The 15,753-nt window shown below is 68.2% G+C and carries 17 protein-coding genes; 13 read left to right on the top strand and 4 right to left on the bottom strand.

All coding sequences use genetic code 11. The annotated features are described in order from the left end of the window. The first annotated feature begins 56 nt into the window (after window positions 1-56). From AC0IYU_RS02830 to AC0IYU_RS02890, 13 genes are all read left to right on the top strand, one after another. Window positions 57-533 carry an Lrp/AsnC family transcriptional regulator gene (locus AC0IYU_RS02830; protein WP_472112828.1) on the top strand — a complete coding sequence of 159 codons (477 nt, stop codon included), beginning with the start codon at window positions 57-59 and terminating at the stop codon, window positions 531-533. A gap of 73 nt (window positions 534-606) precedes the next feature. Then, entirely contained in the window at window positions 607-1,452 is an 846-nt protein-coding gene (locus AC0IYU_RS02835; protein WP_472112831.1) for a hypothetical protein, read from the top strand. A 97-nt stretch (window positions 1,453-1,549) separates the two neighbouring features. After that, the gene (locus AC0IYU_RS02840; RefSeq protein ID WP_435437423.1) at window positions 1,550-2,308 is read left to right on the top strand and encodes a basic amino acid ABC transporter substrate-binding protein; all 759 of its coding nucleotides are present in this window, start codon (window positions 1,550-1,552) and stop codon (window positions 2,306-2,308) included. Window positions 2,309-2,388: 80 nt separating this feature from the next. Further along, window positions 2,389-3,159, top strand: a complete 771-nt coding sequence (locus AC0IYU_RS02845) for an amino acid ABC transporter permease (protein ID WP_435437422.1) — start codon at window positions 2,389-2,391, stop codon at window positions 3,157-3,159. Window positions 3,160-3,188: 29 nt separating this feature from the next. Then, window positions 3,189-4,814: an MFS transporter gene (locus tag AC0IYU_RS02850; RefSeq protein WP_472112834.1), complete on the top strand. Its 1,626-nt coding sequence runs from the start codon at window positions 3,189-3,191 to the stop codon at window positions 4,812-4,814. Window positions 4,815-5,027: 213 nt separating this feature from the next. After that, window positions 5,028-5,849, top strand: a complete 822-nt coding sequence (locus AC0IYU_RS02855) for a creatininase family protein (RefSeq protein WP_472112837.1) — start codon at window positions 5,028-5,030, stop codon at window positions 5,847-5,849. A 23-nt stretch (window positions 5,850-5,872) separates the two neighbouring features. Then, window positions 5,873-6,682 carry an ABC transporter ATP-binding protein gene (locus AC0IYU_RS02860; protein ID WP_435437419.1) on the top strand — a complete coding sequence of 270 codons (810 nt, stop codon included), beginning with the start codon at window positions 5,873-5,875 and terminating at the stop codon, window positions 6,680-6,682. Beyond that, window positions 6,660-7,553 (top strand): ABC transporter permease, encoded by an 894-nt coding sequence (locus AC0IYU_RS02865; RefSeq protein ID WP_472112840.1) that lies wholly within the window; start codon window positions 6,660-6,662, stop codon window positions 7,551-7,553. The genes AC0IYU_RS02860 and AC0IYU_RS02865 overlap by 23 nt, the downstream gene beginning before the upstream one ends. Window positions 7,554-7,682: 129 nt before the next feature. Then, complete coding sequence (locus tag AC0IYU_RS02870) at window positions 7,683-9,065, top strand: FAD-binding oxidoreductase (RefSeq protein ID WP_472112842.1); 1,383 nt, start codon at window positions 7,683-7,685, stop codon at window positions 9,063-9,065. A gap of 58 nt (window positions 9,066-9,123) precedes the next feature. After that, on the top strand, window positions 9,124-10,152 hold the full coding sequence (locus AC0IYU_RS02875; RefSeq protein ID WP_472112844.1) for an ABC transporter substrate-binding protein: 1,029 nt from the start codon (window positions 9,124-9,126) through the stop codon (window positions 10,150-10,152). 146 nt (window positions 10,153-10,298) lie between these two features. Beyond that, a complete protein-coding gene (locus AC0IYU_RS02880; RefSeq protein ID WP_435487604.1) occupies window positions 10,299-10,889 on the top strand; it encodes an NAD(P)H-dependent oxidoreductase in 591 nt (196 codons plus the stop codon). Between the two features lie 40 nt (window positions 10,890-10,929). Further along, window positions 10,930-11,895, top strand: coding sequence for a PDR/VanB family oxidoreductase (locus AC0IYU_RS02885; RefSeq protein WP_472112846.1), 966 nt, complete (start codon window positions 10,930-10,932; stop codon window positions 11,893-11,895). After that, entirely contained in the window at window positions 11,892-12,560 is a 669-nt protein-coding gene (locus AC0IYU_RS02890) for a TetR family transcriptional regulator C-terminal domain-containing protein (RefSeq protein WP_472112847.1), read from the top strand. Before AC0IYU_RS02885 ends, AC0IYU_RS02890 begins: the two co-directional genes overlap by 4 nt. Window positions 12,561-12,581: 21 nt before the next feature. Here the strand turns inward: AC0IYU_RS02890 and AC0IYU_RS02895 are convergent, their stop codons facing one another. From AC0IYU_RS02895 to AC0IYU_RS02910, 4 genes are read right to left on the bottom strand one after another with little or no spacing between them, the layout of a single operon-like run. Further along, window positions 12,582-13,040, bottom strand: a complete 459-nt coding sequence (locus tag AC0IYU_RS02895) for a RidA family protein (protein ID WP_198084040.1) — start codon at window positions 13,038-13,040, stop codon at window positions 12,582-12,584. Between the two features lie 16 nt (window positions 13,041-13,056). Then, window positions 13,057-14,253, bottom strand: coding sequence for an amidohydrolase family protein (locus AC0IYU_RS02900; RefSeq protein WP_472112849.1), 1,197 nt, complete (start codon window positions 14,251-14,253; stop codon window positions 13,057-13,059). Beyond that, complete coding sequence (gene otnI, locus AC0IYU_RS02905) at window positions 14,250-15,068, bottom strand: 2-oxo-tetronate isomerase (RefSeq protein WP_435437411.1); 819 nt, start codon at window positions 15,066-15,068, stop codon at window positions 14,250-14,252. The genes AC0IYU_RS02900 and otnI overlap by 4 nt, the downstream gene beginning before the upstream one ends. A 12-nt stretch (window positions 15,069-15,080) precedes the next feature. Beyond that, the gene (locus tag AC0IYU_RS02910) at window positions 15,081-15,746 is read right to left on the bottom strand and encodes a class II aldolase/adducin family protein (RefSeq protein ID WP_472112851.1); all 666 of its coding nucleotides are present in this window, start codon (window positions 15,744-15,746) and stop codon (window positions 15,081-15,083) included. Window positions 15,747-15,753: the final 7 nt, after the last annotated feature.

Consider the following 15,753-nt stretch of genomic DNA (forward strand, 5'->3'; position numbering starts at 1 on the left):
GTTCTTTGCCCTGAAAAACCCTCTTCTAGAAAGAATCTTGCTTAACATCGCCACCCATGGAAAGCATTGATAAGTTCGACCTTGCAATCCTGCAAGAACTGCAGGCCGACGGCCGCCTCACCAACGCCGAGCTCGCGCAGCGCGTGGGCCTGTCGGCCGCGCCCTGCTGGCGCCGGGTGCGCGCGCTGGAGGAGTCCGGGTTCATCAAGGGCTACCACGCCGAGATCGACCGCCACAAGATAGGGCTGGGCGTGCTCGCCTTCGTGCGGGTGGACACCGAGCGCGTCACCCACGAAGCCACGCGCAAGCTGGAGGACGCCATCCGCAAGCTGCCCGACGTGATCGCCTGCCACTACATCAGCGGCACCGGCACCTTCGAGCTGCAGGTGGTGGCGCGCGACCTCGACGGTTTCTCGGCCTTCGCGCGCCAGCACCTGATGAACCTGCCGAATGTGAAGGACCTGCACACCAGCTTCTCGCTGGGCGAGGTGAAGGCCAGCAGCGCGCTGCCGCTGGGGCACCTGGCGCGCTAGACGCCTGCGGCAGGCCGCGGGCGCGGCGTGTGCGAGCATGCGCCACCCCTCACAGCCCGCGAAAGACGCCTCCATGCCCCTCGACGCCAGCCGACGCGCCCTGTCCTACCTGCAGGAGATCCGCCTGCTGACCGACGAGGAACATGCCACCGCAGCGAACGATCCGGAACTGGCCGCGGTCACGCTGCGCACGCCGGGCGAGGCCCTGGGCTGGGTGGTGGCCCGGGAGATCGTTTCGCAGGAACAGCTCGCGGACCTGCCCGCGCGCGCGGTCGCCGGCCGCGACAACGAGGCGCAGGCCATCGTGTCGGAGGCCACGGGCCTGATCAGCAGCGGCCTCCCGTTGCCGGCCTGGGCGGTGCTGCACATGAGCCTGCTGGAGCGCCGGACGCAGGACGGCGTGAGCGCCGAGGCGCTCGACCAGCTGCTGGCCTTGCAGCTGATCGATGCGGCGCAGCACGCGCACAGCCTCTCGATGCTGCCCACGCACCAGGAAGCCTGGGCCGCGCCCGATTCGCTGCCCGCCACGCTCGCCTGGACCGTGCGGGGGTCGGGCGCACTGAACGAGAACGACCTGAAGGCGCTGGCCACGCGCGGGACGAACCCGGAGATCGTCGCGGACGCCATCGCCCGCGTTGCCGGCGGTGCCGGCGCACAGGCCGGTGTACGGCACGACAGCAGCACCGGGACCACGACGCGAACGGGTTCGGCCTCGACGTCGTTCTCGACCCGCTCGTTCTCGATCACCACCACCGCGTCGCCGTCTTCTTCATCGTCTTCTTCAGCGCCTTCTTCGTCACAGCCACGGACGCAAACCTGGACATGGACGGCACCGCAGGGCCTCGTTTCAGGCCGCTGGAAGACTGTCGGCATCGTCGTGGTGGCCCTCATTGCGCTGTACCTCGTGGTCGGGCGCTGACCGGGCTCGGTACTTGCGAGCGGACGACCGCCGGCAACGACCGCCTAAAATCCCCGCCCACTGCTTACCGCCGCCTGCGGAAAAAAGAGGACTCCCCATGAACCCCATCCGCCGCGCCCTGGCGCTCGGCCTCGCCGCCACTACCCTCGCTTTCGGTGCCCAGGCGCAGAACCGCGAACTGACCGTGGGCTCCAGCGCCACCTACGCGCCCTTCGCCTTCGAGAACAAGGACAAGCAGATCGTCGGCTTCGACATCGACATCATCAACGCCATCGCCAGGCAGCAGGGCCTGAAGATCAAGATCGTCAACACGCCCTTCACCGGCATCTTCGGCGCGCTGAACAACGGCGACGTCGACCTGGTGATCTCGGGCGTCACCATCAACGACAAGCGCAAGCAGAGCTACGACTTCACGCCGCCGTACTTCGCGGCCCGCCAGCTCATCGCGCTGCCGAAGAACAGCAAGGTCGCTTCGCTGAAGGACCTGGCCGGCAAGAAGATCGCCGTGGTGAGCGCCTCCACCGCCGACGACATCGCCTCGCGCGAGTTCGGCAAGACCAGCCCCGACATCCGCCGCTTCGAGAGCACGCCGCTCATCATTTCCGAGCTGGCCGGCGGCGGCGTCGATGCCGCCATGGGCGACAACGGCGTCATTGCCTACCGCGTGTCGCAGAACCCCGAGCTGAAGACGCTGGACGACAAGTCCTTCCCCGAAGAGGGTTTCGGCATCGTCGTGAAGAAGGGCGACAAGGCCCTGCTCGACAAGCTCACGGCCGGCCTGGCCGCCATCCGCGCGGACGGCAGCTACGTGACCATCTACAAGAAGTGGTTCAACAAGGACCCGAACGTGCGCTGAGCCGCACGGCATTTCCCTGAATACGGCCGCCCTCACGCGGCCGTTTCGTTTTTCGTTGACTGAGAGTTGAGGACGCAAGCATGGAACAACCGGTGCTGCTTTTCGGATGGTTCCGCTGGGACATCCTCGTGGAATACAAGGACCTGTTCTGGCAAGGTGCCTGGATGACGCTGCGCATGACCGTGGTCTGCGTGCTGCTGGGCTCCAGCTGGGGCCTGTGCCTGGCGCTCGCGCGCCTGGCGCAGCCGCGCCACGCGCCCTGGACCTGGGTCGCGCGCTTCTTCCTGCGCTGGCCGGCCACGGTGTATGTGAGCTTCTTCCGCGGCACGCCGCTGTTCGTGCAGATCCTGCTGATCCACTTCGCGGTGATGCCGGTGTTCATCCATCCGACCTCGGGCCTGCTGATCGACGGGGAGCTGGCGCGCACGCTCAAGCAGGAGCACGGCGCGCTCATCTCGGGCGTGGTGGCGCTCACGCTCAACTCGGCCGCCTACATCTCGGAGGTGTTCCGCGCGGGCATCCAGTCGATCTCGCGCGGGCAGTTCGATGCCGGGCGCTCCATCGGCTTCACGCCCGCGCAGGTGATGCGCTACGTGGTGCTGCCGCAAGCCTTTCGCCGCATGCTGCCGCCGCTGGGCAACAACGCCATCGCGCTGCTGAAGGACACCTCGCTGGTCTCCGCCATCGGCCTGGCCGAGCTGGCCTACGCGGCACGCACCGTGGCCGGTGCGTATGCGCGCTACTGGGAGCCGTACCTGGCGATCTCGGTGGTCTACTGGGTCATGACGCTGGTGCTCACCACCTTGCTGCGGCGCCTGGAGATCCACCTCGCGCGCAGCGACCGGGGCTGAGGAAAACGCCGGCGCCACAATAGCGCCACATGCCACCCATATCCCCCGAAGAGACACCGATCCCGCCCGCGCGGCCGCAGCCATCGAAGCTCGCGGCCCTCGAGCCCCTGAAGCTCCCCGTGTTCCGCATGCTGTGGAGCACCTGGCTCATCGCCAACATCTGCATGTGGATGAACGATGTGGCCGCCGCGTGGATGATGACCTCTCTCACCACCTCGCCCATCTGGGTGGCGCTGGTGCAGTCGGCCTCCACGCTGCCGGTGTTCCTGCTGGGCCTGCCCAGCGGCGCGCTGGCCGACATCCTCGACCGCAGGCGCTGGCTGGTGGCCACGCAGTTCTGGCTGGCCGGCACCGCCGTCGTGCTGTGCGCCGCGCTGGCGCTCGACCTCATGACCGCGCCGCTGCTGCTGGCGCTCACCTTCGCCAACGGCATCGGCCTGGCGCTGCGCTGGCCGGTGTTCGCGGCCATCGTGCCCGAGCTGGTGCCCCGGCCGCAGCTGCCCGCCGCGCTGGGCCTGAACGGCATTGCGATGAACGCGTCGCGCATCGTCGGCCCGCTCACTGCGGGCGTGCTGATCGCGAGCGCGGGGACCGTCTGGGTGTTCGCGCTGAACGCGGTGCTGTCGGTGGCCTCCGGCTTCGTGGTGATGCGCTGGCGGCGCGAGCACACGCCCAACCCGCTGGGCCGCGAAAAGCTCATCGGCGCGATGCGCGTGGGCGTGCAGTTCGTGCGGCAGTCGCAGCGCATGCGCGCGGTGCTGGTGCGCGTGTCGATCTTCTTCTTTCACTCGACCGCACTGCTCGCCCTGCTGCCGCTGCTCGCGCGCAACCTGCAGGGCGGCGGCGCGGGCACCTTCACGCTCCTGTTGGCGGCCATGGGCGCGGGCGCGATCATCGCGGTGCTGTTCCTGCCGCGGCTGCGCCAGGCGCTGGGGCGCGACCAGCTGGTGCTGCGCGGCACGCTGCTGCAGTCGGCCGCCACCGCCGTCATGGCCTTCGCGCCCAACGCGTGGGTCGCGGTGCCGGCCATGTTCTTCGGCGGCATGGCGTGGATCACGGTGGCCAATTCGCTGTCGGTGTCGGCCCAGCTCGCACTGCCCGACTGGGTGCGCGCGCGCGGCATGTCGATGTACCAGATGGCCATCATGGGCGCCAGCGCAATCGGCGCGGCCATCTGGGGCCAGGTGGCGACGGTCAGCAACCTGGAGATCAGCCTGGCCATTGCCGCCGCGAGCGGCACGCTGCTGATGCTCCTGGCCCTGCGCTGGGTGACCGACCTGAGCGGTGAGGACGACACCAGCCCCGCCCAGGCCGGCTGGGCGGCCGGCCCGCCCACCGAGGCGCCGCAGGAACACGGCCGCGTGGTCATCACCGTCGAGTTCCTCATCGATCCGGCCCGCGCCGCGGCCTTCCACCTGGTGATGCAGCAGACCCGCCGCGCGCGCCTGAGCCAGGGCGCCGTCGGATGGGAACTTCTGCACGACATTGCCCAGCCTGAACGCTACGTGGAGCAGATCGTCGACGACTCGTGGACCGACCACCTGCGCCGCTTCAACCGCGCCACCGCGAGCGACATGGCGCTGCGCGAGCGGCGGCTCGCGTTCCACCTGGGCGAGACGGCACCGGTGGTGACGCGGTACGTGGTGCGGCGCTGAGCCTGCGCGCGTTCGCCCCCGCCCGCCTTCGCCCTGCTTTCCCTTTCTCTGGCCCCTGCCTTGCGGCCAAGACACGACCTGGGTTTGACCGTGTGTGCAAATTTGAGTGCGCGAAACACCTATTTACGATGGCATTCGGGTAATTTCCTAGCCACTTTTCTTGACCACATGGATAATTAAAGGGTCCAACCGACGTCAAAGAGGTGTGCCACGATGAATCCGCCCCGCCTGCGCAGCCGCTTCTGGTCCGACCTGACCAGCGAAGAGTTCTCCCGCCTCGACCGCGAACGGCTCATCGCCGTGCTGCCGGTGGGCGCCACCGAACAGCACGGCCCCCACCTGCCGATGTCGACCGACACGGCCACCATCGACGGCATGGTGCGCGCCACGCTGCCGCACCTGCCCGACGACCTGCCGGTGCTCTTTCTGCCTACCGTGCCCTACGGCAAGAGCAACGAGCACTCGCGCTATCCGGGCACGCTCACCGTGTCGGCCACCACCCTCATCGCGCTGTGGAAGGACATCGGCGCCTGCGTCGCCAAGGCCGGCGTGCGCAAGCTGGTGCTCTACAACAGCCACGGCGGGCAGATGAGCGTGATGGACATCGTGGCGCGCGACCTGCGCGAAGCGCACGACATGATGGTCGTGGCCGCCAACTGGTACACGCTGGGCCTGCCCGAAGGCCTGTTCACCGCGCACGAGGGCAAGCACGGCATCCACGCCGGCGACCTCGAGAGCTCGGTCATGCTGCACCTCACGCCCGACTACGTTCGCCGCGACCAGTTCCAGAATTTCAGCTCCATGACCGAGCAGCTGGCCGAAGAGAACAAGTTCCTCTCGATCACGCCCAGCGGCAAGCTCGGCTGGCAGATGCACGACATCAACCCCGCCGGTGCCGCCGGCGACGCCACGCGCGCCACTGCCGAGAAGGGCGCCGCGGTGCTCGACCACGTGGGCCGGCGCTTCGTCGAGCTGCTGCACGAGGTCGACCGTTTTCCGTTGTCACGCCTGGCCAACACGCCGGCCTGGCGCTAGGCTGCGCGCCAAAGGAACGCGCCATGGAAAGCACAACGCCATCCACTCCGCCCCTGGTCGCCCTGCGCAACGTCGGCAAGCGCTTTGCCAACGGCACGCTCGCGCTGCAGGGCATGTCGCTCGACATCGGCGAGCACGACTTCGTCAGCTTCCTGGGCCCCTCGGGCTGCGGCAAGAGCACCGCGCTGCGGCTGATCGCGGGGCTCACCCGCGTGAGCTCGGGCGAGATGCACTGGTCGGGCGCCAACACCGGCGCGGCCAAGGACAGCAAGAGCGACCGCGACCTGGGCTTCGTGTTCCAGGAGCCCACGCTCATGCCCTGGACCAAGGTGTTCGACAACGTGTGGCTGCCGCTGAAGCTCGCGGGCATGCGCCGCGACGAAGCCGCGCCGGTGGTCGAGCAGGTGCTGGAGCTGGTCGGCCTCTCGCGCTTTGCCGACGTGTACCCGCGCGAGCTCTCCGGCGGCATGAAGATGCGCGTGTCGATTGCCCGCGCGCTGGTCACGCACCCGCGCCTGCTGCTGATGGATGAGCCCTTCGCCGCGCTCGACGAGATGACGCGCATCAAGCTCAACAACGACCTGCTGGCCATCTGGCGCGAGCACCGCTTCTCGATCGTGTTCGTCACGCACAGCGTGTACGAGTCGGTGTATTTGTCGAACCGCATCGTGGTGATGGCGGCGCGCCCGGGCCGGGTGATCGACGAGATCCGTATCGACGAGCCGTATCCGCGCGGCGAAGAGTTCCGCACCTCGAGCCGCTACAACGCGCATTGCACGGCCGTCTCGCAATCCCTGCATGGAGCGCTGCATGGCCTCGACGTCGACCATTGAACCCGTGATGCCTGCACCACCCGTGGACACCGCCGAAGCCACGCCCACCGCGGACATGCTGCGCACGCACGAAGACAGGCTGCGCCGGCGCGAGTCGATGCTGCGCATCGTGGTGCCCGCGGGCATCGTGCTCGCGCTGCTGCTGCTGTGGGAATGGATGGTGCGGGCCAACAACATCCCGCACTACATCCTGCCCGCGCCCTCGCTCATCCTGCGCACGCTGTTCGACAACTGGGATTCGCTGTCCAGCGCGCTGTGGTTCACGGTGAAGCTCACGCTGCTCGCGCTCACGGCGGCCATCGTCGGCGGCGTGGCGCTGGCGATCGCGTTCGCGCTGTTCAAGTGGGTGGAGATCGGCCTGTTTCCCATTGCCGTGATCCTGCAGGTGACGCCCATCATCGCGATCGCGCCGCTGATCCTGATCTACGTGTCGAGCACCACGGCGGCGCTGCTGCTGTGCGCATGGATCGTGGCGTTCTTTCCGATCCTGTCGAACACCGTCATCGGCCTGAAGAGCGCCGACAGCAACCTGCGCGACCTGTTCCAGCTCTACAAGGCCTCGCCGTGGCAGACCTTCCGCTACCTGCTCGCGCCCAGCGCGCTGCCGTACTTCATGGCGGGGCTGAAGATCGCGGGCGGGCTGAGCCTGATCGGCGCGGTGGTGGCCGAGTTCACGGCCGGCACGGCGGGCAAGGAAACGGGGCTGGCCTCGCGCATCCTCGAGTCGAGCTTTCGCACCGAGATCCCGATGATGTTCGCGGCGCTGCTGCTGGTGTCCTTGCTGGGCATCGTGATCTTCATCGTGTTCGCGGCGCTGTCGCGCCTGGTGCTCGGCCACTGGCATGAAAGCGAGATGCGCCGTGAAAGGTAATTGGCTCGCCCCCAGGCTTCGCGCACTTCGTGTCGCTTCGCCAACCCCCTACCGGGGGCAACACCTGCGGCCCGGCAAAGCCGGTTCCGCGGTGTTTCCTTGCAATGCGATCCCGCGAGGCACGCCCCGATGACTTCCGAACGGGCCTTCCCGACAGACATCGACTGGGACGCGGTGCGCGCAGACCTGCGCGGCCTCAACCTGATCACTGCGTCGGCGCAGCGCAAGCAGCTGTCGAAAGACTTCTACTGGTACAGCCCCATCCTCACCGCGCAGCTCGCGGGCTGCGTGGCCGACCTCGTGGTGAAGGTCAGCACGGAAGACGACGTGCGCCAGGCCGCGGCCGTGGCCGCGAAGTGGAAACTGCCGCTCACCGTGCGTGCGGGCGGCACCGGCAACTACGGCCAGTGCGTGCCGCTCGAAGGCGGCATCGTGCTCGACGTGACGCAGATGTGCCGCGTGCTCGACATCCAGCACGGCTGCATGCGCGTGGAAGCCGGCGCGCGCATGCACGACATCGACCTCGCCGCGCGCGAGACCGGCCAGGCCTTGCGCATGTGGCCCTCGACCTGGCATGTGGCGACCATCGGCGGCTTCATCGCAGGCGGCTTCGGCGGCATCGGGTCGTTTCGCCACGGCATCCTGCGCGACCCCGGCAACCTGCTGCGCGCGCGCGTGATGACGGTGGAGCGCGAGCCGCGCGTGATCGAACTGCACGGCGACGAGATCCAGCAGGTGCATCACGCCTACGGCACCAACGGTGTGATCCTCGACGTGGAGGTCGCCCTGAGCCCGGCCGTCGAATGGGTGCATTGCACGGTGCTGTTCGAAAGCTACCGCGGCGCGCTGGATTTCGGCATCGCGGCGCAGGCGCCGTCGCTCGACATCTTCCTGCTGTCGACGGTGGAGGCGCGTTTCTCGCCGTACTACACCGCGATGCGCGACCGCTTTCCGATCGACCGCCACGCGGTGTTCACCATGGTCTCGCCCGAGTCGATGGCCGAGTTCCGCGCGCTGGCCGATGCGCACGGCGGCACGATCTCCGTCGCAGGCACCGAGGCCGAGTTGCTCGCCGACGGCCTGCCACCCGCCTACGAGTGCGCGTTCAACCACACGACGCTGCAGGCGCTGAAGGCCGACCGCGGCTGGACATACCTGCAAGTGGCTTATGCGCAGCCCTTCGATCCTTCAGTGGTCGAGCGGCATCTTGAAATCTTCGGCGATGACGTGCTGCAGCACCAGGACTTCGCGCGCGCCGGTGGCGAGTGCGGCACCTTCGGCATCCTGCTGGTGCGCTGGAAGGGCGAAGCCCACCAGTACGAGCTGATCCGCGAGATCGAGTCGCAGGGCGGCTGCCAGATCTTCAACCCGCACGTGGTCACCATCGAGGACGGCGGCATGAAGACCATCGACACGCAGCAGATCGAGTTCAAGAAGCGCAGCGATCCGATGGGTTTGATGAACCCGGGCAAGACGCGCGGCTGGCACCCGGACATGGCCGTCGAACGCTGAGAAAAGATTTAGTCTCCGCATCCCGTACCTTTCAAAACCTCCACAGGAGCACGTCCCCATGCGCATCCCCGCTTTCCGCATCCGCCCGCTGGCCTTCGCCCTGGCGCTGACCGCCGCCGCCTTCGCCGCGCAGGCGCAGGAAAAAGTGGTGTTCGCCACCAACTGGAAGGCGCAGGCCGGCCACGGCGGCTTCTACCAGGCGCTGGTGGACGGCACCTACAAGAAATACGGCCTCGACGTCGATATCCAGCAGGGCGGCCCCATGGTCAACAACCGGCCGATGCTGCCGGCCGGCAAGGTCGACTTTTTGATGACGGGCAACCTGCTGCAGTCCTTCGACAACGTGAAGAACGGCGTGCCCACCGTCGTGGTGGCGGCCTTCTTCCAGAAGGACCCGCAAGCCATGTTCGCGCACCCCGGCCAGGGCTTCGACACCTTCAAGGACATGGCCAAGGCGCCCGTGGCCTTCATCGGCAAGGACGGCCAGTTCAGCTTCTGGCAGTGGATGAAGTCGGAGCACGGCTTCAAGGACTCGCAGCTCAAGCCCTACACCTTCAACGTCGGCCCGTTCCTGGCGGACAAAAGGTCCATCCAGCAGGGCTACGCCATCTCGGAGCCGTTGTCGATCAAGGCGCAGGCCGGCTTCGACCCCGTGGTGCAGCTGCTGGCCGACAACGGCTTCTCGACCTACTCCACCACCATCGAGACCCGCGCCGACCTGATCAAGACCAAGCCCGAGACGGTGCGCAAGTTCGTCGAGGCCTCGATCATCGGCTGGAACAACTACCTCTACGGCGACAACAAGGCCGCCAACGAACTCATCGCCAGGACCAACCCCGACTCGCCCGTCGCGTCGCTGCAGGGCTCCATCGAGCTGATGAAGAAGATGGGCATCGTCGACAGCGGCGAGTCGCTCACCAAGGGCATCGGCGCCATGGACGAAGCGCGCGTGAAGGACTTCTACGACAAGATGGTCAAGGCCGGCCTGTACAAGGCGGGCGAGGTCGACCTGTCGAAAGTGGTCACCACGCAGTTCGTGAACAAGGGCGTGGGTATCGACGTCCGCAAGAAGCTCACCGGCAAGTAAGCCGCTGCTTCATTCAGTTTCCCGTGGGTCGCGCGGGGCTTGCGCCGGGGTCAGATGCCGGCGCCTGGGTTGCCATAAGGCACGCGCGGCCTTTGTTCCCTGGGCTCTGACCCTGTCTCGCCGAACAGGCGATGCGGCCCTCTCTCATGAAAACGTTAGTCGTCCACTGCCATCCGAACCCCGACAGCTTCAACCACGCGCTCTACCGCACCGCGCTCGCGGCGCTGGAGCCGCGCCACGCCGTGAAGACCATCGACCTCTATGCCGAAGGCTTCGACCCGACGCTGACGCGCGAAGAGCGCATCGCCTACCTGGACAACCCCGACCTGATCCGCGAGCGTGTGAAACCCCACGTCGACGCGCTGCTGTGGGCCGAGCACCTGGTGTTCGTGTTTCCCACCTGGTTCCACGGGCCGCCGTCGATGCTCAAGGGCTGGCTGGAGCGCGTGTGGCTGCCGGGCGTGGCCTTCTTGCCGGCCGAGCGCAAGGGGCAGCTCGCCAGGTCGGGCATGCGGCATGTGCGCAGGCTCACCGTGGTGACGACCGGCGGCTCGCCGCACTGGTTCGTGCTGGCCATCGGCCATCCATGCAAGCGCCTGTTCACCCGTGCGCTGCGCGCGCTGTTCGACTGGCGTTGCCGCGTCACCTGGCTGCAGCTGCACGACATGAACGCCGCCACCGCACAAGACCGCACGCGCTTCATCGAGCGCGTGTCACGCAAGCTGGGCAGCATCTGACGAACACCCACCCCACCGACCAGACCCAGGGAGCCCTTCCATGAGCCTCGAACGCACGCTGACCGTGCGCGTCGCACGCATCTCGCGGCAGACGCCCGAAATCCTGGCCTTCGAGCTGGCCCACCCGTGGGGCCGGCCGCTGCCGTCGTACGAGGCGGGCGCGCACATCGACGTGCACATGCCGGGCGGCTTCTCGCGGCAGTACTCGCTGGCGCGCGCGCCTGCTTCCTGCGATGCCGGCCCGTACGTGATCGGCGTGAAGCGCGAGGCGCTGAGCCGCGGCGGCTCGGCCTCGATGCACGAGCGCGTGCGCGAAGGCGACCTGCTGTCGATCAGCGCGCCGCGCAACACCTTTCCGCTGCGCGAAGAAGCCACGCACCACCTGCTGCTGGCCGGCGGCATCGGCATGACGCCGCTGCTGGCGATGGCGCAGGCGCTGGCCGCGCGCGGCGCTGCGTTCACGCTGTGCGTGTTCGCGCGCAGCGAGGAACACCTGGCGTTCGCCGACGCGCTGCGCGACGCAGCGCTCGCGCCGCACCTGCGCCTGCACCTGGACCAGGGCGACGCCACGCAGCGCATCGACCTGCACGCGCTGCTGGCCGACCGTGCAACGGGCACGCACCTCTACGTGTGCGGCCCGGGCGGCTTCATGCAGGCGGTGCGCGACGCCGCCGCGCACTGGCCGGAAGACGCCTTGCATGCCGAGTACTTCGCAGCGCCGACCGACGCGGCCACCAGCACCGGCCTGCCCTTCACGCTGATGCTCGCGAAGCGCGGCATCCGCGTGCCGGTGGCCGCGGACCAGACCGCCGTCGATGCGCTGCATGAGGTGGGCATCGAGATTCCCGTGTCGTGCCAGCAGGGCCTGTGCGGCACCTGCGTGGTCGAGGGCGACGGCGAAGGCGCGGAGCACCGCGACTTCTGCCTCACGGGCAGCGAGCGCCGCCACAAGGTGGCCCTGTGCTGCTCGCGCGCCAAGGGCACGGAACTGGTGCTGCAGCTGTGAGCGCACGCCCGCCCGCCGCCACCGAAGAGAGCGAAGCCGACGCGCCCGCCACGCGCGGCCGCTCGCGCAAGTACACGCAGGTGCTCGGCCTCATCAACCAGGCCGCCATCGAGGTGTTCGCCAGCGAAGGGCTGGCCGGCGCGTCGACGCAGGCCATCGCCGACAAGGCCGGCTTGTCGAAGGCGCAGCTGCACTACTACATCGAGAGCAAGGAGGCGCTGTACCGGCAGGTGCTGCAGGACATCCTGACCGACTGGATCGTGGTGTTCGGCTTCAGCGACGAGGCCTTCGGCCCGCGCAAGGTGCTGGGCGACCTGATCCACCGCAAGATGATGTTCTCGTTCGAGCACCCGCTGCGCTCGCGCATCTTCACGGCCGAGATGATGCGTGGCGCGCCGGTCATCAACGACATGATGGACACGAGCAAGCAGCGCACCGACCAGGCCGCCGCCGTGATCCGGAACTGGATGAACCAGGGCCTGATGGACAGCGCCGACCCGATGCTGGTGCTGTTCCACATCTGGGCCGTGACGCAGTTCTACGCCGACCACGCCACGCAGGCCGCGTACTACCGCGACGCGGCGCGCCAGGGCGACGAGAAAGACCGGCGCTACCTGATCGAGCAGGTGACCGAGTTCCTGCTGAAGGGCGCGGGCGTCAAGTAGACGCGGCCCGTCGGCGCCTTGTCAGCGCCGGGGCAGGTACATGGTGGCTTCGACTTCCACCAGCACCTCGTCGCCGGGCAGGAAGCGCGACACCTCGACCACCGTGCTCACCGGCGGCTCGCCGGGATAGAACAGGCCGCGCACGCGGTTGTAGAACGCGTAGTGCGGCAGGTGGCGAAAGTACTGCACCAGCTTCACCACGTCTTCCATCGTGCCGCCGTGCTCCGCTGCGATCTGGCGGATGCGTTCCAGCACGAACCAGCTCTGCGCCACGATGGGCGCCTCGAACACGTCGACCGACATCTGGCCCGTGGCGTAGCCCACGCCCTGCAGCGCGGTGCGTGCGGCTTCGGGAATGGCGTCGTAGCCGGCGACGGCGCGGCGCGTGGCCGGGTCGACCGCGACCACGCCGCTCATGAAGACGAAATCGCCGACGCGCTTGGCGGCGGCGTAGTTGGCCATTGGCTTGCCCATGCTCATGGGGTGTTCTCCGGATTCATTTCAAGGCATCGAGCACACGGCCTGCGCGGATGACGGTGCGTTGCCGTCCGCGCGGGCCGATGAGTTCGTGTTCGTCGGTGGCCGCCAACACCAGCAGGTCCGCCGGGCAGCCCGGCGCAATGCGCCCGTCCCATGCGAGCCCCAGCGCCTTGGCGGGGCTCACGGTGACGGCGTCGAGCCAGTCGGAGGCCGGTGCCAGGTGCGCCATCTGCACGCCGAGGCCGAAGGTCTCCAGCAGGTCGTAGCTGCCGTAGGGGTAGAAGGCGTCCTGCACGTTGTCGGTTGCCAGGCTCGCACGCAAGCCCCGTGCCGCCGCCTCGCGGATGCGCGTGATGCCGCGCGGCACCGGTGTGCCGTCCCAGGCGCCCTGCAGGTAGAGGTTGGTGGTGGGCAGCGCGACCAGGTGCAGGCCCGCGCCGGCGCACAGCGCGAGTGTTTCGTGGGCGACCGCATCGTCCTGCACCGACAGCGAGCAGCAATGGCCGCAGACCACGCCGTGGCGGAAGTCGCGCGCACGCACCAGCTGCGCGATGCTGCGCAGCCCGCCGGCCTCCACGTCGAGGCCCTCGTCCACATGAAAGTCGAGCCCCAGTTCGTGCTGCTGCGCCAGGTCGAACACGCGCCCCAGCTTGTGCACGATGCCGTCGTTGCGGTAGACGAACGCGCCGAGCGTGCCGCCCGCGCGCTTCACCTCGCGCGCGATGCGCTCGCCCGCCGCGAGGTCCGCGAACAGGTCGAGCGGCGTGAGCGACACGAACTGCAGCGCGACGCGCCCGCGCCATTCGTCACGCAGCGCTTCGAACACGGCCAGCGCGGCCGGCGCCTCGGCCTGCACCCAGTCCAGGTGCGTGCGCAGCGCGCGCGTGCCCGAGTGCCACGCGTCTTGCAGCGCGCGCTCCATGCGCAGGCGCAGCGACGCCCCGGTCCAGCTGTCGCGGTGCCTGTTCATGCGCTCGATGGCCGCGAACAGGTTGCCCTGCGCCGCGCCCACGTCCTGCACGGTGTAGTTCTTGTCGATGTGCGCATGCGCTTCGACCAAGGCACTCAGCAGGGTGCCGCGCGCCGGTGCGTGCGAGGCGCTGGGCGCGATGGCCGCGACCCTGTCGCCCTCGAGCGTGACATCGAAGACCTGCGCATCGCCCGCCGCAAAGCCGCGCAGCGGCGCCGGAATGCGCAGCGCTTCGAGCCTCATGCGCGTTGCTGCAATGCGCGCAACCAGCCCAGGCCCGCGGAGGTGCCGCCGGGCTCTGAACCGCGCCTGGGCCGGTACTCGCAACCGACCCAGCCCTGCCAGCCGCACTGCGCCGACACCTCGTCGAGCACGTCGAACAGGTACCCGTAGTTCTGCTCGCCGAGGTCGGGCTCGTGCCGGTCGGGCACGCCCGCGATCTGGATGTGGCCGACGCGGCCGGTGGGCAGGTACTTGCGGATCTTCATCGCCACGTCGCCCTCGACGATCTGGCAGTGGTACAGGTCCATCTGCACCTTGAGGTTGGGCGCGCCGACCGCCTCGACGATCTCGTGCGCATGGTCTTGCCGGTTGAGGAAGAAGCCCGGAATGTCGCGCGTGTTGATCGGCTCGATCAGCACGTCGCGGCCGGCCTTGGCGGCTTCAGCCGCGGCCCAGCGCAGGTTGTCGAGGTACACCGGCTGCAGCGCGTCGCGCTCCAGGCCTTCGGGCACGAGGCCGGCCATGACGTGGATGCGCGGGCAGTCGAGCGCCACGGCGTAGTCGATCGCGCGGGCAATGCCTTCGCGAAACTCGGCATCGCGCCCGGGCAGGCAGGCCAGGCCGCGCTCGCCGGCGTTCCAGTCGCCGGGCGGGCCGTTGAACAGCACCTGCTGCAGGCCGTTGTGTTTCAGCCGCGCCACGATGTCGCTCTGCGCGAAGTCGTACGGAAAGAGGTACTCCACGGCCTTGAAGCCGTCTTTCGCGGCGGCGTCGAAGCGGTCGAGGAAGGCGAGCTCCGGGTAGAGCATCGAGAGGTTGGCGGCGAATTGGGGCATGGGGTGTTTGTACTACCAGCGTGCGCCGAAGGTGCGGCGCAGTTCATCGATCTGATCGGCGCTCAGGGGCACGGGTCTTGAAGCCTGCGTGAGCATCTGGAGCCGGGCGGTTTCCTCGAGTTCCTCGAGCACGGACATGGCTGCGGCGGGTGTGTCGTGCCACACGTTGGGGCCCAGGCGCGTGAGCATCACGGCGCGGATGGGCGTGCCCGCGTTGCCAAGGCGTTCGATGGCCTGCGCCACCTGTTCGGCCGCGTCGGGTGCGCCGGGGCGGTGGTACGCAATGACGGGCACATGGCCGACCTTCATCACGAAGTACGGCGTAAGTGCGGGCAGCAGTTCGCCGCCGGGTTCGTTCAGCGTGAGCGCCACGCAGTGGGTGCTGTGGGTGTGGATGACGCAGGCCGTGCTTGCGTCGAACTTGCGCGCGGCGGCGTAGATGCGCGTGTGCAGCGCGATGGTCTTGCTGGCGCGGTCACCTGCTGTCTGCTGGCCTTGTGCATCGAGCCTGGCCAGACGCGCGGGGTCCAGAAAACCCAGGCAGGCATCGGTCGGCGTGATGAGGTAGCCGTCGTCCAGCCGCACGCTGATGTTGCCTGCCGTTGCGTGCACATAGCCTCGCTCGAACAGGCTGCGGCCGACTCTGCAGATTTCTTCTCGGGCTTGGGTTTCGTTCATGTCACAA

This window comes from Variovorax sp. AC103 (assembly GCF_979254005.1).

What these genes read in the sequence shown, in the direction of transcription:
- AC0IYU_RS02880 (WP_435487604.1), top strand. Translation starts at nt 10,299, where the DNA reads ATGAAAACGTTAGTCGTCCACTGCCATCCGAACCCCGACAGCTTCAAC.
- AC0IYU_RS02885 (WP_472112846.1), top strand. Translation starts at nt 10,930, where the DNA reads ATGAGCCTCGAACGCACGCTGACCGTGCGCGTCGCACGCATCTCGCGG.
- AC0IYU_RS02865 (WP_472112840.1), top strand. Translation starts at nt 6,660, where the DNA reads ATGGCCTCGACGTCGACCATTGAACCCGTGATGCCTGCACCACCCGTG.
- AC0IYU_RS02845 (WP_435437422.1), top strand. Translation starts at nt 2,389, where the DNA reads ATGGAACAACCGGTGCTGCTTTTCGGATGGTTCCGCTGGGACATCCTC.
- AC0IYU_RS02910 (WP_472112851.1), bottom strand. Translation starts at nt 15,746, where the DNA reads ATGAACGAAACCCAAGCCCGAGAAGAAATCTGCAGAGTCGGCCGCAGC.
- AC0IYU_RS02900 (WP_472112849.1), bottom strand. Translation starts at nt 14,253, where the DNA reads ATGAGGCTCGAAGCGCTGCGCATTCCGGCGCCGCTGCGCGGCTTTGCG.
- AC0IYU_RS02830 (WP_472112828.1), top strand. Translation starts at nt 57, where the DNA reads ATGGAAAGCATTGATAAGTTCGACCTTGCAATCCTGCAAGAACTGCAG.
- AC0IYU_RS02870 (WP_472112842.1), top strand. Translation starts at nt 7,683, where the DNA reads ATGACTTCCGAACGGGCCTTCCCGACAGACATCGACTGGGACGCGGTG.
- AC0IYU_RS02835 (WP_472112831.1), top strand. Translation starts at nt 607, where the DNA reads ATGCCCCTCGACGCCAGCCGACGCGCCCTGTCCTACCTGCAGGAGATC.
- AC0IYU_RS02850 (WP_472112834.1), top strand. Translation starts at nt 3,189, where the DNA reads ATGCCACCCATATCCCCCGAAGAGACACCGATCCCGCCCGCGCGGCCG.
- AC0IYU_RS02860 (WP_435437419.1), top strand. Translation starts at nt 5,873, where the DNA reads ATGGAAAGCACAACGCCATCCACTCCGCCCCTGGTCGCCCTGCGCAAC.
- otnI (WP_435437411.1), bottom strand. Translation starts at nt 15,068, where the DNA reads ATGCCCCAATTCGCCGCCAACCTCTCGATGCTCTACCCGGAGCTCGCC.
- AC0IYU_RS02895 (WP_198084040.1), bottom strand. Translation starts at nt 13,040, where the DNA reads ATGAGCATGGGCAAGCCAATGGCCAACTACGCCGCCGCCAAGCGCGTC.
- AC0IYU_RS02840 (WP_435437423.1), top strand. Translation starts at nt 1,550, where the DNA reads ATGAACCCCATCCGCCGCGCCCTGGCGCTCGGCCTCGCCGCCACTACC.
- AC0IYU_RS02855 (WP_472112837.1), top strand. Translation starts at nt 5,028, where the DNA reads ATGAATCCGCCCCGCCTGCGCAGCCGCTTCTGGTCCGACCTGACCAGC.
- AC0IYU_RS02875 (WP_472112844.1), top strand. Translation starts at nt 9,124, where the DNA reads ATGCGCATCCCCGCTTTCCGCATCCGCCCGCTGGCCTTCGCCCTGGCG.